This window comes from Poseidonibacter sp., assembly GCF_041821165.1.
Classification (GTDB): domain Bacteria; phylum Campylobacterota; class Campylobacteria; order Campylobacterales; family Arcobacteraceae; genus Poseidonibacter.
The window spans coordinates 1-25,149 of sequence record NZ_JBGUES010000003.1 but is presented as its reverse complement, the minus strand read 5'-3'; the positions used below and the strand labels follow the sequence as shown (position 1 = coordinate 25,149).

The window sequence follows — 25,149 nt, the reverse complement described above, 5'->3', positions numbered from 1 at the left end:
TATTTTACTTTGTCATTAAATTATACGGTCTTTTTAATTCTTCTATGAATAAAGGAACACTTATATTCCTACCCATTCTTCGAAATTCTTTTTTATCAAAATAAACCAGTATTGTAGGTATAGAAAATACCGTAAAATGACTTGTGATTTCTTTATGTATGTCAGTTTTAACTTCATATAAATTAAATTTATCAAAGTTCTTACTTATTTGTTCTTCAATTTTTGGTTTTAAGACTTTACAAACAGAACAATTTTCACCTGAGAAGTATATTAATACAGGTTCCCCTGTATTAATACTATTTGTTAGTTGTTGTAGATTTTGAATTTGATTCATTAATATAATTTTCCTCTACTTCTTCATCAACACACTGCATTGGATTATCTTTTTGTAAATTAACTTGATAAGATTGCTCTTTAAAAATATCCTCTTTTGATAAAGATACACCTTTCATATGAGAAAGAGGGAAAGCAAAAGCAACACCTTTTCCAGTTGTTGTAATATGTAATGAATGAATAATTGATTTAACAACTTCATTTACTAAATATCTAGGTAATAAAAATAGAAGTAAAGTATCATTTGCTTCAAATGACGTTCTATAGAAATTAGCCATCTCTTCAAGTCCAATACCATCAGCACGTAATACTGTAACACCAGAAGCTCCGGCTTTATGTGCAGCTTGAATTGCATCAAGTTTTTTATCAACAGGTACAATAACAACAACAGCTGAAAACTCTAATGATAATGAATGTCTAACTGTAGAACCATCAATATTAACTGTTGCTAAATCCATATTTTCAGCATCAACTAATGTATCTTTTAATAACTCTTCTTGCTCAATTTGAGTATCTGATTTAACACCAAATTTCTCTGTTATTATTCCATATAACATAACTGTAATCATCGGAAATAATGAAGCAAATGCAATAAGTCCGAAACCATCAATTAATGGTGATCTTCCAGGAATGTTTGTAGCAAGCCCAATTCCAAGTGCCGCAACTAAAGGAACAGTAACAGTTGAAGTTGTAACTCCTCCTGAATCATATGCAATAGGAATAATATACTTAGGAGCAATAAATGTAAGAATAATTACAATTAAATATCCTACAATAATATAGTAGTGAATATGTCCACCATCAACAATTCTAAATGCACCTAATGCAATACCAATTGCAACACCAGCTGCAACAAATAATCTTAATGCAAAATCATTAATTTTACCATCTGATATCTCTTTTGCTTTTTTTGCAATTGCCATAAGTGCAGGTTCTGCCATAGTAGTAGAAAAACCAATTGCAAAAGCAAAAGCATAAATCATTAATACAGAATCAGATTTAGTAAGTTGGTATGCCATTGTCTCACCAAGAGAGAATAACCCCATTTCTAAACCAAGAATAAATGCGTATAAACCAACAATTACAAGTACAAATCCTAAAAATACAGTTTTAATATTTTGTATAGGTTTTTTAAGTACTCCATATTGGAAAAATAAAATGATTAATAAAATAGGTATAACATCTTTAACTACTGAAATAATTCCATATATGATTGATTGAAATGTAATATCAGTTGGAGAAGAAACAGAAGCTTGAACTATAACATTAGCTACTTCTTTTGCATCGACTAAATTATATACAGCAATACCATAAATTTGAACAAAAATCATAGGAGTTAATGAAGCAAATGCAATAAGACCAAATCCATCAATTACAGGATTTCTACCTTTTATATTTGAAGCTAGTCCAATACCAAGTGCAGCAACTAATGGTACTGTAACAGTTGAAGTTGTAACTCCACCTAAATCATAAGATAATCCAATAATTTCAGGAGGTGCAAAAAATGTAATTGTAACAACAATAATGTATCCAGCAATAATATAATAGTGAATTGGATGACCTTTAATAATCCTAAATACACCTAATAAAATTGCAAAACCAACAGAACCAGCAACTACAAATCTTAAAATAGTAGCATCAATTCTTCCACTAGAAATTGAGGCTGCTTTATCAGCAATAACAGCAAGCGCAGGCTCTGCTATTGTTGTACCAAATCCAATTAAAAATCCAAAAATTAAAATCCAAGTAACCCATCCTGATTTTGCAAAATCTCTTGCTAAACCTTCACCAACGGGGAATATTCCAATTTCTAAACCTTGTAAAAAAATTGCTAAACCAACACCAACAATACCTAGACCAATAGCTGTACTAACCCAACCTTCTGGTACTGTTTGAATAATTGCTAATTGAAAAAATAGAATTACAACGATAATAGGAATTAAATCCCGAAAAGACTCTTTTAGTAGCTTCAAAAAGAAGTTAAACTGCATCATATTACTTTATTTCTCCCTTGTGTTTGAGTAAATATATATTATTTTAATATTATTATTCAAATTTCTTGCTGAAGCAACTAAATTTTATTATTTTATAAGGTTAAAAAAGAAGAAGAAAGTTATTTAATAAGGAGTTTAGATAAAGTAGTAAAACTACTTTATCTTTTTTTAAACTTGATGTTCGCTATTTTTAGAAAGTCTCTCTTTTTGAGAAAGGTAAGAGTTTACAGAACCTAAGTAAGCTTTTGCAGTTGCAAGCATTGTGTCAATACTTAAACCATGACCTACAAAAGATGGAGCATCTTTATCAAAAGTTACTCTTGTTGTTACTTTTGCAAGTGAATCTTTTCCTTCAGAAACAGAAGTTACTTTATAATCATTTAATTCACCACTAATTCCAGTTAATCTATCAATAGTTTTAAATATTGCATCCATTGTTCCATCACCAATATTTGCATCTTGCATAATATCGTCTTTGTATTTTATAGATACAGCTGCCATTGGCATACCATTTGAACAATCAGAAATTTGTAATCCAACTAATTCATAAGTCTTATCTTGATTTAATGCTTCATCAGTAATTAACATTCTAATATCATCATCAGTTACATCTTTTTTCTTATCAGCTAATAATTTAAATCTATCAAATGCAGCGTTTAATTCTTCATCACTTACTTTATCAAAACCTAAATGCTCAATTTTATCTCTAAATGCAGCACGACCTGAATGTTTACCTAAAATTAAAGTTGATTCTTTAAATACACCAACATCTTCAGGTTTCATTATTTCATATGTTTCATTATTTTTTAACATACCATCTTGATGAATTCCACTTTCATGAGCAAATGCATTTTTACCAACAATTGCTTTATTTTGTTGTGGTTCAACACCTGTAATAGTTGCTACTAATCTTGAAGTTGGGAATAATTCAACAGTATTAATACCTGTGTATAAATCACCAAATGCATCTTTTCTAGTTTTAATAGCCATAACAGCTTCTTCTAAAGCTGAATTTCCTGCACGCTCACCTAAACCATTCATTGTAACTTCTATTTGTCTAGCACCATTCATAACAGAAGCTAAAGTATTAGCAGTTGATAAACCTAAGTCATTATGATTATGTACTGAAATAATTGCTCTATCACCAGCAAAATCAGATAATTCTTTTACCATTGCACCTAACTCATGAGGTAATCTATATCCAACCGTATCAGGTAAATTAATAGTAGAAGCACCTGCTGCAATAACAGCATCCATTACTTCTTTCATAAATGAAATTTCAGAACGACCTGCATCTTCTAGTGAAAACTCAACATCATCAACAAATGTTCTTGCATATTGTACAGCATGAACTGCTCTTTTAATAACCTCTTCTTCACTCATTTTCAATTTATATTTCATATGAATTGGCGAAGTTGCAATAAATGTATGGATTCTGTGTAATGGAGCTTTACTAACAGCTAAAGCAGATTGTTTAATATCATTTTCAATTGCTCTTGATAAAGAACAGATTGATGAGTTTTTAACTCTTTCTGCAATTCTTGAAACTGCATCAAAATCACCTGGTGATGCTGCTGCAAAACCAGCTTCAATAACATCAACACCTAATTTTTCTAATTGTAATGCTACTTTGATTTTTTCATCAGTGTTCATTGAACAACCAGGTGATTGTTCTCCATCTCTTAACGTTGTATCAAATACTATAATTCTATTTTTATCCATTATTTTTTACCTTTTAAAATGTAAAATATTATATCTTTTTTTATATAAAAAAAGAAAAACTATTGTTTGTTATTTAATGTAGATTGTTTGTAAATCGGTATTCTAATTTAAAATTAGAGAGATTTTGAAAGTAGTAGAAGAGTATTCACGCTTTTGATGAAATGGTTATTATAAAAATTAAAAATTTTCATTTGGACTCTCCTTTGTAATTGTATGCTAGATTATAATTAATAAAAAAATATTTGTCAAGTGTTATTTTGATATTTTACAAAGCTAAAGGTAAGTAATACTTACCTAGCTTTTATTAATCTTCTTTTTTATCTGTTTTAGTAGTTGAATCTTCTTTTACTTCTGAATCTTTAGATTCTTTAGTTTCTTTTTTATCTTCATCTACAATTGCTTCTGAATGTAAATCTTCATCTTCAAAAACAGTTCCACCATTTTCTTTGATAATTTCTCTTACTCTTTCACCTGAAATCACTTCAATTTCTAGTAATTCAGCTGTCATTTGCTCAATTGCTTCTTTATTATCTCTAAGAGATTGAAGTACTACTTCATATCTTTCATTTAATAAAGTTTTAATATGAGTATCTAAATCTTTAGCCATATTATCAGAGAAGTCTTTTTGACTTTGTCCACCTAAGAACTGATTTGATCTTTTTTCTAAAACCATAAGACCAGCAATATCACTCATACCATAAACAGTTGCCATTGATTTAATAATATCAGTAGCTCTATCTAAATCATTTCCAGCACCTGTTGATATTTCTTTTATAAATACTTCTTCAGCAGCTCTACCACCTAATAAAACATCTACTTCAGCAATAAGTTCATGCTTTTGCATTAAATATTTATTTTCTTCTGGTGTATTTAAAGTATAACCAAGTGCAGCTAATCCTCTTGGAACAATTGAAACTTTATTAACTTTATTAGCACCTTTTGTAATTTCTGCAATTAAAGCATGTCCAGATTCATGATAAGCAACAATTTTTCTCTCTTTTGGAGAAATTCTTCTTGATTTCTTTTCAAGTCCTGCAATTTGTCTTTCAACAGCTTCTTTAAAATCTGATGGATCAACTTGATCTTTAGATGCACGACCTGCAAGTAATGCAGCTTCATTAATAATATTTGCTAAATCAGCACCTGCTAATCCTGCTGTCATTTTAGCAATCTCTTTTAAATCAACATTTTTACCAAGTTTTACATCTTTAATATGTACATTTAAGATTTCAACTCTACCTTCAAAGTCAGGTTTATCAACTAAAACTTGTCTATCAAATCTTCCTGGTCTTAAAAGTGCTGGGTCTAATACTTCTGGTCTATTTGTTGCAGCTAATACAATAACAGGTGCATGTTCTGTTGAGAAACCATCCATTTCAGCTAATAACTGATTTAAAGTTTGTTCTCTTTCATCATTTCCACCCATTGGACCACCTGATGCTCTACTTTTACCAATAGCATCAATTTCATCAATAAAAATAATTGCAGGTGCAACTTTTTTTGCTTGTTCAAATAGATCTCTAACTCTTGAAGCACCAACTCCAACAAACATTTCAATAAATGCAGAACCAGAAACAGATAAGAACTCAACATTTGCTTCACCAGCAACTGCTTTTGCTAATAATGTTTTACCAGTACCTGGAGGTCCTACTAATAAAACACCTTTTGGAATTTGAGCTCCAAGTCTTACATATCTATCTGGTGATTTTAAGAAATCAACAACTTCTTGTACTTCTTCTTTAGCTTCTTTATTTCCAGCCATATCATCAAAAGTAACATTTGGTTTTTCAGAATTAATCATCTTTTTAGAAGACCCTATTCCAAGAAGGCCTCCGCCTCCTCCACCCATTGATTTTTGCATTCTTTTTGTAATAAACATCCAAATTGCAAAGAATATAAATATTGGTAAAACCCAACCAAATAAAATATCAGCTAAAACATTTTCTTCATTGATTCCACCATAATTAATTCCATTTTTTTCTAATGTTGCAATTAATGTTTCATCTGGAATTACTCTTCTTGCTGTATAAGTTTGAATCTGTCCATTTCCATTTTTAGAAACAGCTCTAATTTGAGTATTTCCAATTCCTACGTAGTCAATTTTTCCTGAATTAATTAATTTTTTTAAATCAGAATAAGCAACTGTTTGATTTTTAGATTGTCCAAAAGGTGCAACAGCTGAATTTGAAGAACTTCCCATTTGATCTTCTGGGAATAGTGCTTTAAATGCGAAAATTGTAACAATTGAAAAAATTACAAATATTAATAAAGGATTATTATTAAAGAAATTATTGTTATTATTTGAATCGTTATTATTGTTTTGTTGATTATTAGCCATAAATTAAAACTCCTTATTATTTTTAAATATTAAAGTTACCCACTCATTTTTATGAATAGCTTTAATTTTTTCTATATCTTTAAATTTATTTAATACTCTATCTAAATGTTTATCTAAAATTCCAGAAATTATTAAAATTCCATTAGGTTTTATAGATTTCTTTAAATCAGTAGCAATCATAACTAAAACATCTGCAACAATATTTGCAATAACTATGTCATAAGTTTTTGAAGCTTTATTAACAGATCCAATCCAAGAATCTTTAAATGTTGTATCATTTAACACAAAGTTACTAGCAGTATCTTTGATACAAACATCATCTGTATCACAAATATCAACTATTCCACCTTTTTTTGAAGCACAAATAGCAAGTATACCACTTCCTGTTCCTACATCTAAAACAGTATCATTTTGTTTTACAAACTCATCAATAGCTTCTACACAAGATGATGTTGTTTCATGGTGACCTGAACCAAAAGATAATGCAGGATCAATTATAATGTCAATTTTATTCTCTTTCTTTTCATCCCAAGATGGTCTAATAAAGAAGTTTCCAATTTCAACAGATTTTACTGATTCTTGATATTGTTTAATCCAGTCAATGTTTTCTTTTCTAACATTTGTAGTTTCACATTCGATATTTAGTGCTTTTGCAAATTCTAAAATACCAAATTCAACATCATCTAAGCTCTCTTCACTTCTTGAAATTAATGTTCCATCAAGTTCTTCAATTGCTTGTTGTGTTAAAGACGTAAGTAGTTCTAAAAAAAGTTCGTAATTTTGAGTTGGTTTAATTGTTAATTCAAAATAGTATTCAGACAAATATTTCCCTTTATTTTATTTATGTATAAATTGGGATATTTTATCTAAATAACTTTTGAATTATATTAAAAGAAGTTTTCTATCATATCTCTCATGATTTTTGCATCAGAAATAGTATTTATAATGTTTCTAAATTCATTAGCACCATCATAACCTTTTGAGTAAGAATGTAATAGTTTTCTAAACATTACAGCACCATGCTCACCATGAAATTTAAGTACAGCATCATAATGTTCTAAGATGATTTCTCTTTTTTTATCTTCAGTGATATTTTCAATTCCATGTTTTAATTGATAAAACACCCAAGGTTTACCAACAGCAGCACGTCCGATCATAACACCATCAGCTTTTGTATGTTGCAATACTTCTTTTGCTTTTGCATAATCTTTAATATCACCATTTGCAATAACAGGAATACTAATAGCAGCTTTCATATCTCTAATTGCATCATAATCAACAGGAGCTTTATATTTACCAGCTCTTGTTCTTCCATGTACAGATACAAAATCAACACCACAAGCTTCAACAGCTTTTCCAATTTCAACTGGTATTTTTTCATTAACTCCAATACGAACTTTTGCAGAAGTATATTGTTTTGTAGAATATTTTTTTACAGTTGAAAGAATAGCTTCAAGTTTTTTTAAATCACCAAGTAGATTAGAACCTGAACCATGTGAAAATACTTTTGGTGCAGGACAACCACAGTTTAAGTCAATTCCATCAATTCCATCAATATCATTTAAAATTAAAACAGCATCACGAACTAATTCAGGACTATTTCCAGCTATTTGAACAATATAAGGATCTTCAGAAGGTGATTTTTCAATCATTCTTAATGTTTTTTCAGATTTATAAACTAAGGCATTTGATGAAATCATTTCAGAAATAGTAATATCTGCACCAAATTTTTTTACAACAGAACGAAAAGGTAAGTCAGTATATCCAGCAAGTGGTGCCAACACCATTAAGGGTTGGCTAAAATCAATCTTCTTTTCCATTATTTATATGAAATCGATTCTAAATCATAATGTTTACCAGCATCTTTTAAATCTAAAAGAGCTTTAAATGAAGTATATTCTCCATCAGGAGTAGCATCTACAACTTCTCTAACTTTATCAATCATTTCATATTCAAATAATACATGTAAATATGCAGGTGTTGATTCTTCTAAATCAGAAGATAACTTTTCAAATAGTGCAATAATTTGATCAGGCTTTAAAATAGTTTCATAATTTTTTGCTAATGCAACATAATCTTCTTTTTTGAAATCTAAATCTTTAACAATTTTTAAAATTTCTTCATGAGTAAAACCAAATTCATTATTTTGAGCATCTTTTTCAAATAATTTTTTTGCTAATTCTTTATCTAATTTAACATTTTTATAAAGTTTTTTCATTGTAGTCATTGTTTTTTTCTCAAGAACATTTAAGAAAGCTTGTCTTACAACATTTGGTGCATAATTTTCTGTTTTCTTTAATACATCAATTGCAAAATCAATTTGTTCATTAACTTTATTTATCATATTTAAGTTTGATAAATCTGAAATTTCATTTATTTTAATTGATTTATCACTTACATATTTACCAGCTTTTATATCTTGAATAGCAGCAACTAATTTATTTAATTCTTCATCCGGAGATGAAAAAGTATTATCTTTAACACTTAAATTTAATTGATTAAGTACAGAAGATAAACTTTTAAATACTTTAGATTTAAATTTTTTAGAGTTAGGATTGTCAGATAAATTAGATTTAATTAAACTAAGCATTGTTTCTTGATCTTTAAGAATAGCTCTTGTTTTAAATATATTGATTAAACCATAAAATACAATATGGCCAACTGTTGCTAAAAATAAAAGTATTACAGGAGTAATAACCCATGCACTAACTGGTAAGTTTAGTGATATATCAAATACTGTTAGTTTATACTCACCTAAATCTAAACTAAATAAATATCCGTAAATCGCAACTATTAATATTATAGAAAATACAACATATTTTTTAAATCCCATCTTTAATCCTTTTAATTACTATCTTTCAGATTCATAAATCTCTCTACATGGTGTACAAAACTTTGCAAACGGTTTTGCTCTTAATCTACCAATTGCTATTGATTCATCACACATTTCACAAACACCATAAGTTCCCTTTTCAATGCTCTTAATTGCATCTTCTATTTCACTTAACTCTTTTACTTGTTGGTTTGCTATAATTCCCTCTTTGAAACTATCACTTGATATTTCAGCATAATCATAATCATCTTTACACTCAGAGTTTTTTAAAGAATCAATACTATCTCTACTATCTCTTATGTTGTTAATAATCAATTCTTTTCTATTAATTAAAATCTCTTTTAACTCTACAATCTGTTTTGAATTAGCCACTTAATACCTTTTAATTTTTAATTTTTTGCATTATACAAAAAACTATATAAATTATTTATGATATGGATGATTATTTATTATACATAAACCTCTAAATATCTGTTCTGTTAGTACAATATTTGCAATTTTGTGGGCCATAGTCAAATCACTTAAAGATATAATGTTATCACATTTATTCAAAAAATCTCGTTTAAATCCATACGCACCACCAATAAAAAAGTTAATTTCATTTTTACCCTCTAGTATTTGAGAAAATTTGTAACTATCTACTTTTTTTCCTAATACATCTAGTGCAATATTGTAGCCTTTTAATAATGGTTCATAAACATCACTATAAGATTGTTGAGCTTCTTTTTCACCAATTGTTTGTGCTTTTGCAATTGTTTTATTAAAAATATAGTGAACTTCAACATTTGCATATTTTTGTGACATTTTAATAAAATTTTTAATTAATATATCAGATTCATCTTTTGATGGTTTTACAATTGAATATATATTAATTTTACTCATAATTATTCCTTATCACTTTGAAATATTCCAGAACCAACAACATTAAATGAAATATTTTCAATAATATCATTAACTTTTACACCACCAATAGCACAAACAGGATGTATAGACATTTTGGCTAAATAAGAAATTCTTGAACCTAATACAGTTTGTACATCTTTTGTACTTGTATTTTTATAAGCACCTAGACCAATCATATCAATATCTAGATTATTAGACTCAAGTATTTCCATTTCATTATGAGTAGAAAGACCTAAAAGTTTATTTCCAATCTTTTTTCTAAGTAGTTTAACCGCAATTTGTTTATCTTTATGTATTAAATCAAAATCTTCTTGACCTAAGTGTAAACCATCGGCATATTCAATTAATTCAATTTTATCATTTATAATGATTGGTATATTTAAGTTTGATTTTAAAAATAAAAGATTCTTTTTTTGTTCTTCAATAGTAGAAACTTTATCTCTGTATTGAAGTATTTTTACATCTTTGTCATTACATATTTGAATAAATTGTTTAAGAGAGATGTTCTTTTTGATTAATGTTTCATAATCGCAAAGAACATATAAATTATTAAAGCTTTTAGGTTCAGTAACTAAAAGCTTTTTTGTATTACTTATCATCAAAACTTAACTTATTTTAGTCTCTTTTTCAAACATTTTTAATAAATCAGCTAATGTTTGTTTCATATCTGATCTATTAACAACCATATCAATAGAACCTTTTTCAAGTAAGAATTCTGCTCTTTGGAAACCTTCTGGTAAATCTGCACCAATAGTTTGTTTAATTACTCTTTGACCAGCAAATCCAATTAATGCACCAGGTTCTGCCATAATAATATCACCTAAGAAAGCAAATGATGCAGAAACACCACCCATTGTAGGGTCTGTTAAAATTGAAATATATGGAAGTTTTGCATGATCTAATTTTTTTAATGCAGCAGATGTTTTAGCCATTTGCATTAAAGCAAAAGTAGACTCTTGCATTCTTGCTCCTCCTGATGCTGAAACAATAATTAAACCTTGATGTTTTTCTAATGCTCTATCAACAGCTCTTACAATTTTTTCACCTTCAACTGAACCTAATGAACCACCCATAAATGAGAAATCAAATACAACAATTTGTACACCCATTCCGTTAATTTGCGCTTCACCACTTACAACAGATGAAGTTCTACCAGTTTTCTTAAAAGCTTCATCTACTCTTTTTTTATATGATGTTTTATCTACAAATTTCAAAGGATCATTTGGCTTTAAATCTTCATCAAATTCAACAAAAGTATTTTCATCTGTTAGTATTTCAATTCTTCTTTTTGCACCAATTCTCATATGAAAATTACATTTTGGACAAATATTATCTTGATTTTCAACTTCTTTAAAGAACATTAAAGAGTTACATTCAGGACATTTAATCCAGTGACTTGGAGCATCTTTTTTTGTTGGTTGTTCTTTTGAACTACTTTCAAATGAAATTTTACTAAATAAGTTTTTTAAATCCATTTTAAATCCTTTGTATCTATTTTATAAATTATCGAATTTTTCTAATTCGTCAAGTTTTTCCCAAGGGTAATCACTTTGACCTACTTGTCCTCGTGATGCAACATCTGCATAAAGGAAAGTTTCTGCACTTGGTTTATCTAATGCAAATTTATCTGTAATCCATTTTGGTGTTAAAGGGAATGTATCCATAATAAATTGAGATAAAACATCATCGTTTAATCTTGTATATGTTCCCATTGTATCAACAGAAACAGATGTAGGACGTGCAACACCAATTGCATATGAAATTTGAACTACTGCTTTTTGTGCAAGTTTTGCAGCTACAATGTGCTTAGCAATCCATCTTGCTGCATAAAGTCCAGATCTATCTACTTTTGTATAATCTTTTGAACTTTGAGCACCACCACCAATTGGTGAATATCCTCCAAATGAATCAACAATAAGTTTTCTTCCTGTTAAACCACTATCATGTAAAGAAGAGTGACTTACATATCTTCCTGTTGGATTAATATGAATAATTGTTTCTTCTTTTTTATACATATCTGTTGGAAGTCCAGTATCATCAATTAAACCTTGGATTAATTCTCTAACTTCATCAATTCCCATTCCTTCAACAGAAGGTGCAGAAACAACGATAGTGTGAATTTTTTGAGGTTTACAATTTTCAAAATTTTCTTTTGTTCCATAATCAATTGTAACTTGTGTTTTAATATCAACACCTAATTTATGATTATGTTTTAAAGCATAAGCATAAACTTTATCACAAAGCATTCTTGCATAAGTAATAGCAGCAGGCATATAATCAGCTGTTTCAGTAGATGCAAATCCAAACATAATACCTTGATCACCTGCGCCAATATCACCAGTTGTTTGATCAACTCCTTGAGAAATATCAGGGCTTTGTTGATTTAATAATACTTGCACTTTTACATCATCAGGGTGTAAACATTGTTCTTTTGTAAATGAAGATTTTCCATCATAACCAATTTTAGCTAATGCGTCTTTTACTAATTTTTCATAATCTGCATCAGATAATTGACAAGTTGATTTAACTTCTCCACCAATAACTACATTTTTTCCTGCAACAAAAACTTCAGATGCAACTCTGCTGTTTTTATCTTCAATAATTAATTTATCAACAATAGTATCAGCAATAATATCTGCACATTTATCAGGGTGTCCTGGGCTTACTACTTCTGAAGTAAATAAATACTGTTTCTTGTTTTCCATATTTGTTTTCCTTTTAGGTTTTCCATTTTTGTTTTCCATTATTTTTAATTACTATTTTGCTGTTAAAAAAATAACAAATACAACAGCAAGTCGAATTTATTCTACGGTTACTGATTTTGCCAAGTTTCTTGGCATATCAACATCATTTCCTAATCTAACTGATATTTCCATTGATAATAACTGTAAAGCTATTAACATTTCAAAAAATTCTAACATATAATGATCAGTTTTCTTAGTTTTTATAAAATCATCACTTAATTCAAAATCAAGTGGTGATATTGCGCAAATAGTACTATCTCTAGCACTTAATTCTTCAACATTTGATTTAATTTTATCATAAAGAAGATTCTGAGGCATCAATGCAATTGTAAATAATTCAGGGTCTGCTAATGCAATAGGACCATGTTTCATTTCACCTGCTGGATAACCTTCTGCGTGTAAATACGAAATCTCTTTAAGCTTTAAAGCTCCTTCTAAAGCAAGAGGGAAAAATATATCCCTACCAATAAAGAAGAAACCATGACCATGCAGGTACCTTTTAGATAATCTTTTAGTTTTTTCATGAATTTTATCATCAATTATCAAAGATTGTGGAACTTCTCTTAATACTCTAATCTCATTTTGTAATAATTCTTTTTCTATTACATTTTTTGCTTTTGCAAAATATAAAGACAACATCCATAATACAACAGTTTGTGTTGTAAATGCTTTAGTTGAAGCCACACCTTTTTCAATTCCAGCTCGCGTTAAAATTGTAGCATCTGCTGTTCTTGTCATTGATGAATTATCAACATTACAAATAACTAAAGTTTTCAATCCTGCTGCTTTTGCCATTTTTAAGGCTTCTAAAGTATCAGCTGTTTCACCACTTTGAGAGATTACAATAAATAAAGTATCTTTTGTTAATAATGGGTCTTTATATCTAAATTCACTTGCAATTTCAACATTACACTTAACTTTTGAAAGTCTTTCAAAAAGATATGATGCTGTTAATCCTGAATGGTACGATGTTCCACAAGCACAAATTTTTATTTCATTTATACCATCAATTAATGATTTATCAATTTCATCAAATAAAATTTCTTCATCATTAATTCTACCAAGCATACAATCAACAACTACATCACTTTGTTCATAGATCTCTTTTTCCATAAAAAATCTAAAGCCATTTTTTTGAGCAAATTGTTTTGATGTTGGTAATGTTGACCATGAATAATCATCACTAAAGAACTCAATACCATTTGCACTTGCAATTCCACCAACTGCATCTTCTAAATAAACTACTTCATTAGCTAAACCAATTAACGGGGCATCAGAAGATGAAAATAAAACTTCATTTTCTTCATTTCCCTTAGCAATAATTAAAGGGCTTCCATGTTTAAAGAAAAATACCTTTGAAGGATCTGCTTTAGTTATTAAAAGAATTGAAAAAGCACCTTCTAAATCTTTTATTGTATTTTCAAAAGCTTTTTTTGTGTCATTTAATTCATTATTATAATTTTCAAATAAATGAACTATAACTTCTGTATCTGTTTGAGATACAAATTTATGACCTTTGCTAATTAATTCTTCTTTTAATTCTTTATAATTTTCAATTATTCCATTATGAACAACATAAGAGTATTCACCCAAATGAGGATGAGCATTTAATTCAGTTGGTTTTCCATGTGTTGCCCATCTTGTATGTCCAATTCCAAGTTCATAATTATCATTTTTTGATAATTTTACTTTTTCTTCAAGATTATTTATTTTACCTAAGGCTTTAAATACATCAATTTTATCTTTATTTAAAACAGCAATTCCAGCAGAGTCATAACCTCTATATTCAAGCTCTTTTAATCCATCAAGTAAAATTTTTGTTGTGTTATTTTTACCAATGTAACCAACTATTCCACACATTTATAAATACCTTTAAGCAAAATTTTAATCAAAGATTATATAAAAAACTTGCTAAAAAAGCGCTTTCTTGATTTTAAATGAATATTCATAGATTAATCTGAACTATTATATAATGAATTTATGAAACAATTTACAAATATAAAAGACAAAAAAATAACTTTCTCATCATGTGATATATGTCAAGCAAATTGCTGTGATGGTAAAAAAGGTACAACTTTTTCACAAATTTTAAAAGATGATTTTTCTTCTGTTTATAAAAATTTTCCTATACTTTTTATATTTGGAGAATTAGGATTTTGTAAGCCTGTAATTATATTAACAAATGGACAAACATATTGTAAATATTTAGAAAATTTCAAATGTATTATATATGAAAATAGACCTTCTATTTGTAAACTTTACCCATTAAGTGCAAATATTGATAATTATATTTATTTTGATGAAAACTGCCCTGCAATAAATAATAATTTAGAAAGTACAATAATTTCACAAAATAATCAAATAAAAAAAGAGTTCTTTCATAATAATTTAGATAATTACCAAGATAAATATATTGATACGTTTAGAGAGTTTGAAAAGTTTGATAAAAATGAAGATTTTACTTTAGCAATACAACTAAATGGAATGCAATTTTTTAAATGTTCTAAAAATAGTGATAATAAATATATGCAAATGCATCAAAAATCTTTGATACATTTACAAGATAAATATTTTAAAGATTTAATGTTTTAATTAAATCTTTATGAATTTTATTATTTGAAGCAACAATATATTTATTTTCAAATAATTTGTACTCATTTCCATCAATATTAGAAACTTTTCCACCTGCTTCTTGTAAAATAATTAAACCAGCACTAACATCCCAAGCTTTTAGATTCATTTCATAAAAACCTTCATAAGTACCATTTGCTACATAACATAAATCAAGAGCAGCAGAACCAAGTCTTCTGATATCTTGACATTTTGGTAATACATTTTTCATTTTTTTCATAACATCATTTAAATCATCCTCACAACTTCCTGATGAATATGGAAAACCAGTTGATAATAATGCTTTTTGAAAATCATTTTCATCTGAAACTTCAATTTTTTCATCATTACAATATGCACCTTCATTTGCTATTGCATAAAATAATTGATTTAAAATCGGATTATATACAATACCAATAAATGGTTTTTTATCTTTATAAACTCCAACTGAAATAGCAGTATGAGGAACTTTATTTACAAAATTTGTTGTTCCATCTATTGGGTCAACTATTATAGAATTTGAAAATATTTTACTAGTATTATCTGACTCTTCTGCAATTACATTAAAATCTTTAAATTCATTTTCAAATTTTTCTTTTAAAAAATTTTCTATTGCTAAATCATATTGAGTTACTAAATCTTTTTTAGCTTTAAAAGTTATATCTTTTTTACAAAAATATCCCTCTTTCATAATTTCACCAGCTTCTTTTATTATTTCAATTAATTTATCTTTCATATTTATTCCATTATATATATTTTTTATAGTTTATAGAAATTACTTTATATAAAAAAAGGGGAACTGTAAAACAGTTCCCCTTTTATGAAAAGTGTTAGACTAAAGTCTAACTACATTCCCATTCCACCCATTCCAGGCATTCCACCCATATCAGGCATAGCTGGCATTGCGCTTGCTTTTTCTTTTATATCAGTAACAGTAGCTTCAGTTGTTAATAATAATGAAGCAACAGATACAGCATTTTGCATTGCAACTCTTTCAACTTTTGCAGGATCAACAATACCAGCAGCGAACATATCAACATATTCACCAGTAGCAGCATTAAATCCTAAGTTTTCATTTTCAGATTTTTCAACTTCATTTGCAACAACACCAGCATCATAACCAGCATTAATAGCAATTTGTTTTAATGGTGCTTTAATAGCTCTTAAAACAATAGCAGCTCCAATAGCTTCATCACCTTCTAAATCTAAAGATACTTTTGCAGCAGCTCTAATTAAAGCAGCTCCTCCACCAATTACAATACCTTCTTCAACAGCAGCTCTTGTTGCAGATAATGCATCATCAACTCTATCTTTTTTCTCTTTCATTTCAGTCTCAGAAGCAGCTCCAACTTTAATAACTGCAACACCACCTGAAAGTTTTGCTAATCTTTCTTGTAATTTTTCTTTATCATATTCAGAAGATGTACTATCAATTTCAGCTTTAATTTGATTAACTCTACCTTGAACAGCTTCAGCAGAACCAGAACCATTAACAATAGTAGTATTATCTTTATCAATTACAACTCTTGAAGCTGTTCCTAAAACATCCATTGTTGCTGTTTCTAACTTCATACCTAACTCTTCTGAAACAACTGTTCCAGCAGTTAATACAGCGATATCTTCTAACATTGCTTTTCTTCTATCACCAAAACCTGGAGCTTTAACAGCAGCAATATTTAATGAACCTCTTAATCTATTTACAACTAAAGTAGATAAAGCTTCACCTTCAACATCTTCAGAAATAATTAATAAAGGTCTTCCTGATTGATTAACAGCTTCTAAAATTGGTAACATTTCTTTTAAATTAGAGATTTTTTTCTCACATAAAAGAATAAATGGATTCTCCATTTCAGTAGTCATTTTTTCAGTATTTGTTACAAAATAAGGAGATAAGTAACCTCTATCAAATTGCATACCTTCAACTACATCTAATTCATCAGAAATACCCTTAGCTTCTTCAACAGTAATAACACCATCTTTTCCAACTTTATCCATTGCTTCTGCAATCATTGAACCAATAGCAGTATCAGAGTTAGCAGAAATAGTAGCAACTTGCTCAATTTCAGTTTTATTAGCAACAACTCTTGATGCTTTTTTAAGTTCAACTAAAATAGCTTCAGTTGCTTTATCCATACCTCTTTTTAATATAATTGGATTTGCACCAGCTGTTACGTTTCTTAAACCTTCTTTGAATACACTATGAGCTAATACAGTTGCAGTTGTTGTTCCATCACCTGCTTCATCAGCAGTTTTAGAAGCAACTTCTTTAACTAATTGAGCACCCATATTTTCTAAAGTATCTTCTAGTTCAATCTCTCTTGCAACAGAAACACCATCTTTAGTAATAGTTGGAGCACCAAATGATTTTTGTAATAATACATTTCTTCCTCTTGGTCCCATTGTAACTTTAACAGCATTTGCTAATTTTTCAACACCAGAGAATAGTTTATTTCTTGCTTCATCACTAAATAATACTTCTTTTGCCATCTTACATAACTCCTATAATATTTTCAACTTCTAATACTAAATAATCTTGTCCATCAAGAGTAAACTCAGTACCTCTATATTGTTCAAATACAATTGTATCACCAACATTTAATTCTGTTACTTCACTTCCAATTGCTTTTACTTCAGCTGTATTTGGTTTTTCTTTCGCAGAATCAACTAAGATAATTCCACTTGCTGTTTTACTCTCAACTTCTGTTCTTTCTACAAGAACTCTTTTTCCTAATGGTTTAAAATTCATAATATATCCTCTATTAGATTTATTTAATAATATTTATTGTAATAAAATTAAGAATTAGCACTCTAATTTTATAAGTGCTAAATTTTATATAATTTTTGTTTATTTGTCAAGTACTTTGAGTTAAATTGACTAAGAGTTGTACTTAAAATTGAAACTCTTAGTTAATTTATGATTATTTGTGTCTATTTATATATTTTAAAAGTAGTTCTTCTAAAGATAGTTTTAATTTTTCATCTAAAGAATCTAGTGTATGTATACATTTTATAGCTAATGTATCAGCAGATTGAATTGCACCTTCTAATCCAAGAAGATTTACAAAAGAGTTTTTATCTTGGTCATTTTGTGTTGTTTTTCCAGCTTCTTCTTCAGTTAAGGTTTCATCAATAATATCATCTTGAATTTGAAATAATAAGCCTAAATCAATTCCAAAATTATAAAGTGTTTCTTGAGTAGCTAAATCATATTCTGAAATGATTGCACCCATTTTAAGTGAAGCTGCAATTAATTTTGCAGTTTTATGAATATGTAAAAATTCTAATTGACTAAGTTCTAATTTTTGATTTTCAAAATAACAATCAATTGCTTGACCAATTATCATTCCATTTATTCCACCATCACTGCTTAAACATTTAATTAATTCAATTTTAATATCATTAGATAATGGAGCATTAGAAATTTGATTAAATGCTTCTGTATTTAAAGCATCTCCAACTAATATTGCTGTAACTTCATCATATTTTTTATGTAGTGTTTCAAATCCACGTCTTAAATCGGCATTATCCATTGATGGTAAATCATCATGTACAAGTGAATAAGTATGAAGCATTTCCAAACCAAGTGCAACTGGCATAGCATTTTTAAGAAGAAGACTTTTATTTGATTTTATTACAGAAAGTAAAAGCATTGGTCTGAATCTTTTACCACCAGCTTGTAGCATATCACCCAAAGCACTTTCGAATGTAGGGTGAAATGTTTGTGATTTAGGAAGATTATCTAAAAGATAATCTTCAAATTGATTAAGTAAGTTTTTCATATGATTACTTTTGTCCAAAAGAACCTAGACCACCCATCATATTCATAGCCATCATTTTTTTATTTTCATCTGATTGTTTAATTACATCATTCATACATGAAATTAGTAATATTTGTAAAGAATCTTTATCATCAAGTAATGATTCATCAATTTGTAAATCAATTACTTCTGAATTACCATTAATTGAAATTTCAATCATTCCTCCACCAGCTTTTGAAGTGAACACTCTTTTTGCATTATCTTCTTTGCTAGTTTCAGCCATATCCTGAACTTGTTTCATCATATCATTTAAATTAAGATTTTTTAAATCGATTCCATCAAACATGATCACTACCTACTAATTCATTAGTAATCATATCAATATTATTTTTATCATCAACAATAACAACTGTTGGTTTATATGTTTCTAATTCATTTTCATTATATGAAGCATAAGAAATTACAATGATTTTATCACCAATTTCTACTTTTCTAGCTGCTGCTCCATTTAAACACATATCTTTAGAACCAGCTTTTCCTTTAATTACATAGGTAGCAAATCTTTCACCATTATTAACATTAACAATTTCTACTTTTTGCCCTACTCTTAATTTTGATGCATCCATCAACTCTTCATCAATTGTAATTGACCCTACATAATTCAAGTTTGCATCTGTAACTGTAGCTCTGTGAATTTTACTATATAGCATATCAAATGTCATTTACTTAATTCCTCTAATTATTTAAATTAACTGGTTCACCCCAGTACTGTTTTGGCATTAAATACTCTTCTACTGGCTTTCCACCAAGAATATGTTCATCAACTATTTTATCTATTTTTTCCTTAGATAACTGGCAATACATAAAATGGCCAGGTTCTACTAACATTACAGGACCTAATTGACATCTTCCTAAGCAAGATGTTCTTACCACTTGAACTGGTCCCATTACACCTTTTTTCATTAATGTTTGAGCTGTATGATTAAATAAATCTCTTGTATTTTCATTTACACATGAAGGTTTTGGCATACCAGGAGGTGATGCTTGTTCGCATTTAAAAACGTAAAACGTTGGTTGTGGTAATTCCATTTTATTTCCTTAATATAAATGTATATTTTATAATTTTCGTGATTTTAACACTTTTTTTTTAAATCTTGATAAAAAACGATTTTTAATTTTCTCTTAAAGCTAAAATAATATACTAATTTCTTAAAAATCTAGATATAAAGGCACAATATGAAAAAAATATTTTTCATTCTATGTTCAGTGATGTTACTTTTAGAAGCATCGAATCCTATTGCACTTGTTAAAACGACACAAGGTTCAATTGAAATTGAATTAAGACCAGATTTAGCTCCAAAAGCTGTAGAAAATTTTGTAACACATTCAAAAAATGGTTACTATAATGGCTTAATTTTCCATAGAGTAATAAAAGATTTTATGTTACAAGGTGGAGATCCAACAGGTACAGGTAGAGGTGGTGAATCTATTTGGAATAAAGCTTTTGAAGATGAATTTTCATCTAAAGCACTTTTTGATAAACCAGGTATTTTAGCAATGGCAAATTCAGGAAGAAATACAAATGGCAGTCAATTTTTTATTACAACAGTACCAACTTATTGGCTAAATGGAAGACATACAATTTTTGGTTATGTAATAAAAGGAATGGATACAGTTAAGAAAATTGAAAATGTTCCAACAGGAAGAGGAAATAAACCTTTAAGTGATCAAAAAATATTATCTATAGAAATTAAATAATTTTTAAATTTGATTAAAAAAAAGGCAAGTTCAAATGAACTTGCCTTTTTTATTTTATATAAATACTTATTAACAAGAATAAGTTGATTTAAATTCAAAAGCAGTAGGTCTAGCTTCATCAGGCCAAACTTGAGTTTCAAATTTATAATGTTGGTATGTATCTACCATATCAGCAGTAAATACAGGTTTTAAGAAATCATTATCTCTAATTAATGCTTCTAAAGAACCTCTTAAAGTATGAGGCATTTGAGGAATATTTCTTTCTCTAATCTCATCTAAAGGCATTTCATATAAATCTTCATCCATTGGACCAATTGGTTCAACTTTATTTTTAATTCCATCAATTCCTGCCATTAACATAGCTGCAAACCCTAAATAAGGACAAGCAGTTGAATCTGGGAATCTCATTTCAACTCTAACAGCTTTTTCACCAGCACCATAAGGTACTCTACATGAAGCAGATCTATTTTGAGAAGAGTAAGTTAAGATTGAAGGTGCTTCAAATCCTGGAACTAATCTTTTGTATGAGTTAGTTGATGGGTTTGTAAATGCAGCAATTGCTCTTGCATGTTTAAATACACCACCAACATAATGTCTTGCCATTTCTGAAAGATTTCCGTACTCACCCTCTTTGTAGAATAAGTTTTTACCATCTTTCCAAATTGATTGATGTACATGCATACCATTTCCATTATCTCCATAAAGAGGTTTAGGCATAAATGTAGCACTTTTTCCATTTAAATGAGCAACCATTTTAATTACATATTTTAATTTTTGTACATTATCTGCAGCTTCTATTAAATCTCCAAATACGATACCAATTTCATGTTGACCTTGAGCAACTTCATGGTGACCTAAAATCACTTCTAAACCAACTTGCTCTAATACTAACATCATTTCAGCTCTTAAGTCTACACCATTATCAATTGGTTGAACTGGGAAGTAACCACCTTTAGTTCTAGGTCTATGTCCGATATTTCCATTTTCATAGTCAGTAGCATCATTCCACTCACCATCTTCTGAATCAACTTTGTAGTAAGATTCATTTGCATTATCAATAATTTTTACATCATCAAATACAAAGAATTCATTTTCTGGTCCAAAGTATGCAACATCACCAACACCAGACTCAGTTAAATGAGTTAATGCTTTTTTAGCAATAGATCTTGGACATTTTTCATATAATTCATTTTTATAGATATCATAAACATCACAAATAACAATGATTGTAGAATCAGCAGTAAAAGGATCTAAGAATGCTGTATCAACATCTGGCTTTAAAATCATATCTGATTTATTAATTGGTTGCCATGCATCAACAGATGAACCATCAAAAGGCATTCCACCATTTAATTGATCAGTAGTAACAGCACTCATCATATAAGTAACATGGTGCCATGTTCCTTTCATATCTGTAAATCTAAAATCTACAAACTTTACTTCATTTTCTTCACAATATTTAAAAAATTCTTCAGTATTGTTAACAAATTTACCCATGCTTATTGCTCCTTGAAATTATTAATACGATTATTCTATCCAAAATAAAATAAAATAAAATAAATTTACTGTATAAAAAATATACAACTAATCAAAAACAGTATAATTTATCCCAAATTAATTGTTTAAAAAGTAACTAGTTTAGAATCTCTAGCTGAAAATGTCATACATTTCTCATAACCAATCTCTTTTGCTAGATTTTTTACTTCTTCATATTTGAAACCAACTTGATCAACAGCATGTGCATCTGAACCAAATGTTATATTAATTCCCATTTCATATGCCATTTGTAAAAGTTGCTTTGAAGGATAAGTTTCACCTATTGGTTTTCTTAAACCCGCAGGATTAATCTCTAAAGTCATATTAGCTTTTTTTATAGCCAATAATGCATCTTTAGCTAATATTCTTATATCACTTTTAGGTAAGAATTTAAAAACTTTTATTAAATCTAAATGTCCTGCAATATCGAAAAGATTTGTTTTTGCCATTGCTTCAATTGCATCAAAATACTCTTTCCAAATTGAATCAATATCTTTTGATTTATAAACTCCAATAAATTCAGGATTATCAAATCCCCACATATCATTTTTATTTTTTATAAAATGAACAGAACCAATTAGATAATCAACTTTTGAATTAATCACTTCATCTAAAATATAACCATCTAAATAATCAACTTCATATCCTAATAATATTTCAATCTCATTTTTGTATTTTTCTTTAAGAGATAATATATCATTTTCATAAGCATCTTTTTGAGAAAGACTCATTCTATATTTTGGATCAAAATTCATAGGAGCATGATCAGAAAAACCATAAACATCAATTTTTAATTCAATTGCTTTTTTTACATACTCTTCTGTTGTTCCACTTGCATGATTACATAAAGTTGTATGATTGTGTAAATCAACTCTCATTAAGATATTCCATTTATCATTTTAAAATTCCAGCACCAGAAATTTTGGTACTTCTATCTTGTGCATATACTCTTTTCCCATTTATAATATCATATTTCCAAATAGGAGCTTGTGCTTTAAAATCTTCAACAAATTCATCAATCATTTCTAAAGCAACTCTTCTTTTAGGAGAACAAACAGCAGCTATATACGAACTTTCATGATTTAAAACATCACCTGTACTATGAGCCATTAAAACAATTGCATTTTTAGCTTTTGCTTTTTCTTGCCATGAGTTAAACCAAGAAGTAAGGATTGGTTCATATAAATCAAAAGATAAACCATCAATTTCATTCTCATTTCTAACAACACCTACAAAAGTTATTATGGCACCATAATTTGAGTTTTTAAACTCATCATACCATGCATTTGTAATTTCTTCAACAGGTAATGCTTTATCAAATATTTGTAACTTTTTCATTTAATTTTAACCTTTTCATCCACCACAAACAGGAGGTAATAATGAAACTTTATCTCCATCGTTTAAATCAATATCTTTTGAAGAAACTAATGTATCATTTACAGCAACAGCACAGTTTTCTAACCATGAAGAAACTTCTGCATCACTTTTTAATATTTCACTTAATTGAGATAAATTTGCAATATCTACTGAAATAGACTCTTTATTTATAGGTCCTAGAAATTCTACTTTTACCATTTTAAACCCTTATTTACCATATTTGTAATATTATACCAAAAAAAAATTAACTTTGAAGGACGCTATTTCATGATCTTTGCAAAAATAGATTTTATAAATTTATTGCCATTTCATATCTTTTTAAAGAAGAATATTCAATCAACTCAATTAAAATCAATTATCCAATATAAAAAATCTTATCCATCATTAATTAATAAAAAATTTAAAAAAAGAAAGGTGCATAGTGCATTTATTTCTTCAATTGCATCAAGAAATGAAAAAAACTTAGATTTTGGAATTGTTGCTAAAAAAGATGTTTTATCTGTATTATTAGTTCCAGGAAAAGATGAAAAAGATTTTCAAAGTGATACATCTAATGCTTTAGCAAAAGTCTTAAATTTAGAAGGAAAAGTAATAATTGGAGATAAAGCACTTAAGTTTTACCATGAAAACCCAAATGCTCATTTTTTAGATTTAGCTCAAGAATGGAATAAAAAATATAATCTTCCATTTGTTTTTGCAGTATTATGTTTTTCTTCAAATAAAAGAATCCTTCAAAGAGTTACAAAAAACTTCAATAAACATCATATTAAAATACCAAGGTATATATTAAATCAATATTCTCAAAGATCTGGTATTTCAAATACAGATATTTTAGATTATCTTAAAAAAATTGATTATGAACTAGGAATAAAAGAAAAAAGAAGTTTAAAACTTTTTTTAAAACTAACAAAACAAAAAGGCTTTAAATGAATTTATACGACACAATAATATTAGGGGTAATTGAAGGAATAACAGAATTTCTACCAATTTCTTCAACAGGTCACTTAATAGTTGCAAGTGAATTTTTAGGTTTAGAGCAAACAAGTGTTAATAAAGCATTTGAAGTAATAATTCAATTTGCTGCAATTTTAGCAGTAGTTTTAACTTATCCATCAAAATTCACTTTTAAACATATTGATTTATGGACAAAAGTTATGATTGCATTTTTACCAATTGCAGCAATTGGTTTTTTATTTTCAAAACAAGTAAAGGCAATGTTCTCAATTGAAATAGTTGCTTATAT

The 25,149-nt window shown here is 28.2% G+C and carries 28 protein-coding genes; 4 read left to right on the top strand and 24 right to left on the bottom strand.

All coding sequences use genetic code 11. The features are described from left to right. Positions 1 to 4: 4 nt before the first annotated feature. The 13 genes from ACERKK_RS00745 to glmS all read right to left on the bottom strand — a co-directional run bounded on the left by ACERKK_RS00745 (position 5) and on the right by glmS (position 14,727). Positions 5 to 334: a thioredoxin family protein gene (locus ACERKK_RS00745; protein ID WP_373771152.1), complete on the bottom strand. Its 330-nt coding sequence runs from the start codon at positions 332 to 334 to the stop codon at positions 5 to 7. Beyond that, positions 297 to 2,327: a DUF1538 domain-containing protein gene (locus ACERKK_RS00740; protein ID WP_373771151.1), complete on the bottom strand. Its 2,031-nt coding sequence runs from the start codon at positions 2,325 to 2,327 to the stop codon at positions 297 to 299. Before ACERKK_RS00740 ends, ACERKK_RS00745 begins: the two co-directional genes overlap by 38 nt. 168 nt (positions 2,328 to 2,495) lie before the next feature. Next, entirely contained in the window at positions 2,496 to 4,049 is a 1,554-nt protein-coding gene (locus tag ACERKK_RS00735) for a 2-isopropylmalate synthase (protein ID WP_373771150.1), read from the bottom strand. A 304-nt stretch (positions 4,050 to 4,353) separates the two neighbouring features. Then, positions 4,354 to 6,387 (bottom strand): ATP-dependent zinc metalloprotease FtsH, encoded by a 2,034-nt coding sequence (gene ftsH, locus ACERKK_RS00730; RefSeq protein WP_373771149.1) that lies wholly within the window; start codon positions 6,385 to 6,387, stop codon positions 4,354 to 4,356. A 3-nt stretch (positions 6,388 to 6,390) separates the two neighbouring features. Next, a complete protein-coding gene (locus tag ACERKK_RS00725; RefSeq protein WP_373771148.1) occupies positions 6,391 to 7,209 on the bottom strand; it encodes a 50S ribosomal protein L11 methyltransferase in 819 nt (272 codons plus the stop codon). 65 nt (positions 7,210 to 7,274) lie between these two features. Further along, complete coding sequence (locus ACERKK_RS00720) at positions 7,275 to 8,174, bottom strand: tRNA dihydrouridine synthase (RefSeq protein WP_373771147.1); 900 nt, start codon at positions 8,172 to 8,174, stop codon at positions 7,275 to 7,277. Between the two features lie 32 nt (positions 8,175 to 8,206). Next, complete coding sequence (locus ACERKK_RS00715) at positions 8,207 to 9,220, bottom strand: hypothetical protein (RefSeq protein WP_373771146.1); 1,014 nt, start codon at positions 9,218 to 9,220, stop codon at positions 8,207 to 8,209. A gap of 18 nt (positions 9,221 to 9,238) precedes the next feature. Continuing rightward, on the bottom strand, positions 9,239 to 9,592 hold the full coding sequence (gene dksA, locus ACERKK_RS00710) for an RNA polymerase-binding protein DksA (RefSeq protein ID WP_373771145.1): 354 nt from the start codon (positions 9,590 to 9,592) through the stop codon (positions 9,239 to 9,241). 51 nt (positions 9,593 to 9,643) lie between these two features. After that, a complete protein-coding gene (locus ACERKK_RS00705) occupies positions 9,644 to 10,102 on the bottom strand; it encodes a 23S rRNA (pseudouridine(1915)-N(3))-methyltransferase RlmH (protein ID WP_373771144.1) in 459 nt (152 codons plus the stop codon). Positions 10,103 to 10,104: 2 nt separating this feature from the next. Beyond that, entirely contained in the window at positions 10,105 to 10,722 is a 618-nt protein-coding gene (locus tag ACERKK_RS00700) for a thiamine phosphate synthase (RefSeq protein WP_373771143.1), read from the bottom strand. A 6-nt stretch (positions 10,723 to 10,728) separates the two neighbouring features. Further along, a complete protein-coding gene (accD, locus tag ACERKK_RS00695; protein ID WP_373771142.1) occupies positions 10,729 to 11,598 on the bottom strand; it encodes an acetyl-CoA carboxylase, carboxyltransferase subunit beta in 870 nt (289 codons plus the stop codon). Positions 11,599 to 11,619: 21 nt separating this feature from the next. Beyond that, the gene (gene metK, locus ACERKK_RS00690) at positions 11,620 to 12,828 is read right to left on the bottom strand and encodes a methionine adenosyltransferase (protein ID WP_373771141.1); all 1,209 of its coding nucleotides are present in this window, start codon (positions 12,826 to 12,828) and stop codon (positions 11,620 to 11,622) included. 96 nt (positions 12,829 to 12,924) lie between these two features. Next, the gene (glmS, locus tag ACERKK_RS00685) at positions 12,925 to 14,727 is read right to left on the bottom strand and encodes a glutamine--fructose-6-phosphate transaminase (isomerizing) (protein ID WP_373771140.1); all 1,803 of its coding nucleotides are present in this window, start codon (positions 14,725 to 14,727) and stop codon (positions 12,925 to 12,927) included. Positions 14,728 to 14,847: 120 nt separating this feature from the next. Here glmS and ACERKK_RS00680 point away from each other — a divergent pair, with 120 nt between their 5' ends. After that, entirely contained in the window at positions 14,848 to 15,459 is a 612-nt protein-coding gene (locus ACERKK_RS00680; protein ID WP_373771139.1) for a YkgJ family cysteine cluster protein, read from the top strand. On the opposite strand, the gene ACERKK_RS00675 is transcribed toward ACERKK_RS00680, so the two are convergent. The 7 genes from ACERKK_RS00675 to ACERKK_RS00645 all read right to left on the bottom strand — a co-directional run bounded on the left by ACERKK_RS00675 (position 15,440) and on the right by ACERKK_RS00645 (position 20,324). Continuing rightward, on the bottom strand, positions 15,440 to 16,213 hold the full coding sequence (locus tag ACERKK_RS00675; protein ID WP_373771138.1) for an inositol monophosphatase family protein: 774 nt from the start codon (positions 16,211 to 16,213) through the stop codon (positions 15,440 to 15,442). The genes ACERKK_RS00680 and ACERKK_RS00675 overlap by 20 nt on opposite strands. A 110-nt stretch (positions 16,214 to 16,323) precedes the next feature. After that, positions 16,324 to 17,964: a chaperonin GroEL gene (gene groL, locus ACERKK_RS00670; protein ID WP_373771137.1), complete on the bottom strand. Its 1,641-nt coding sequence runs from the start codon at positions 17,962 to 17,964 to the stop codon at positions 16,324 to 16,326. A 1-nt stretch (position 17,965) separates the two neighbouring features. After that, a complete protein-coding gene (groES, locus tag ACERKK_RS00665) occupies positions 17,966 to 18,223 on the bottom strand; it encodes a co-chaperone GroES (protein WP_373771136.1) in 258 nt (85 codons plus the stop codon). A 172-nt stretch (positions 18,224 to 18,395) separates the two neighbouring features. After that, complete coding sequence (locus ACERKK_RS00660) at positions 18,396 to 19,256, bottom strand: polyprenyl synthetase family protein (protein ID WP_373771135.1); 861 nt, start codon at positions 19,254 to 19,256, stop codon at positions 18,396 to 18,398. Positions 19,257 to 19,260: 4 nt separating this feature from the next. Beyond that, positions 19,261 to 19,581: a YbaB/EbfC family nucleoid-associated protein gene (locus ACERKK_RS00655; RefSeq protein ID WP_373771134.1), complete on the bottom strand. Its 321-nt coding sequence runs from the start codon at positions 19,579 to 19,581 to the stop codon at positions 19,261 to 19,263. After that, positions 19,574 to 19,957, bottom strand: a complete 384-nt coding sequence (gene panD, locus ACERKK_RS00650) for an aspartate 1-decarboxylase (RefSeq protein WP_373771133.1) — start codon at positions 19,955 to 19,957, stop codon at positions 19,574 to 19,576. Before panD ends, ACERKK_RS00655 begins: the two co-directional genes overlap by 8 nt. Positions 19,958 to 19,970: 13 nt before the next feature. Further along, positions 19,971 to 20,324, bottom strand: a complete 354-nt coding sequence (locus tag ACERKK_RS00645; protein WP_373771132.1) for a ferredoxin — start codon at positions 20,322 to 20,324, stop codon at positions 19,971 to 19,973. Positions 20,325 to 20,471: 147 nt separating this feature from the next. Here ACERKK_RS00645 and ACERKK_RS00640 point away from each other — a divergent pair, with 147 nt between their 5' ends. Beyond that, on the top strand, positions 20,472 to 20,993 hold the full coding sequence (locus ACERKK_RS00640) for a peptidylprolyl isomerase (RefSeq protein ID WP_373771131.1): 522 nt from the start codon (positions 20,472 to 20,474) through the stop codon (positions 20,991 to 20,993). A 69-nt stretch (positions 20,994 to 21,062) separates the two neighbouring features. Here ACERKK_RS00640 and glnA read toward each other — a convergent pair whose 3' ends face one another. From glnA to ACERKK_RS00620, 4 genes are all read right to left on the bottom strand, one after another. Beyond that, complete coding sequence (glnA, locus tag ACERKK_RS00635; protein ID WP_373771130.1) at positions 21,063 to 22,490, bottom strand: type I glutamate--ammonia ligase; 1,428 nt, start codon at positions 22,488 to 22,490, stop codon at positions 21,063 to 21,065. Positions 22,491 to 22,615: 125 nt separating this feature from the next. Continuing rightward, the gene (gene hisJ, locus ACERKK_RS00630) at positions 22,616 to 23,407 is read right to left on the bottom strand and encodes a histidinol-phosphatase HisJ (protein WP_373771129.1); all 792 of its coding nucleotides are present in this window, start codon (positions 23,405 to 23,407) and stop codon (positions 22,616 to 22,618) included. A gap of 16 nt (positions 23,408 to 23,423) precedes the next feature. Continuing rightward, a complete protein-coding gene (locus ACERKK_RS00625; protein WP_373771128.1) occupies positions 23,424 to 23,867 on the bottom strand; it encodes a molybdenum cofactor biosynthesis protein MoaE in 444 nt (147 codons plus the stop codon). A gap of 15 nt (positions 23,868 to 23,882) precedes the next feature. Then, entirely contained in the window at positions 23,883 to 24,104 is a 222-nt protein-coding gene (locus ACERKK_RS00620) for a MoaD/ThiS family protein (protein WP_373771127.1), read from the bottom strand. A gap of 69 nt (positions 24,105 to 24,173) precedes the next feature. Here ACERKK_RS00620 and ACERKK_RS00615 point away from each other — a divergent pair, with 69 nt between their 5' ends. Both ACERKK_RS00615 and ACERKK_RS00610 read left to right on the top strand, forming a co-directional pair. Beyond that, a complete protein-coding gene (locus ACERKK_RS00615) occupies positions 24,174 to 24,836 on the top strand; it encodes an MqnA/MqnD/SBP family protein (RefSeq protein WP_373771126.1) in 663 nt (220 codons plus the stop codon). Further along, positions 24,833 to 25,149: undecaprenyl-diphosphate phosphatase (locus tag ACERKK_RS00610; RefSeq protein WP_373771125.1), on the top strand; the 317-nt coding region annotated here is incomplete at its 3' end. The genes ACERKK_RS00615 and ACERKK_RS00610, both read left to right, overlap by 4 nt.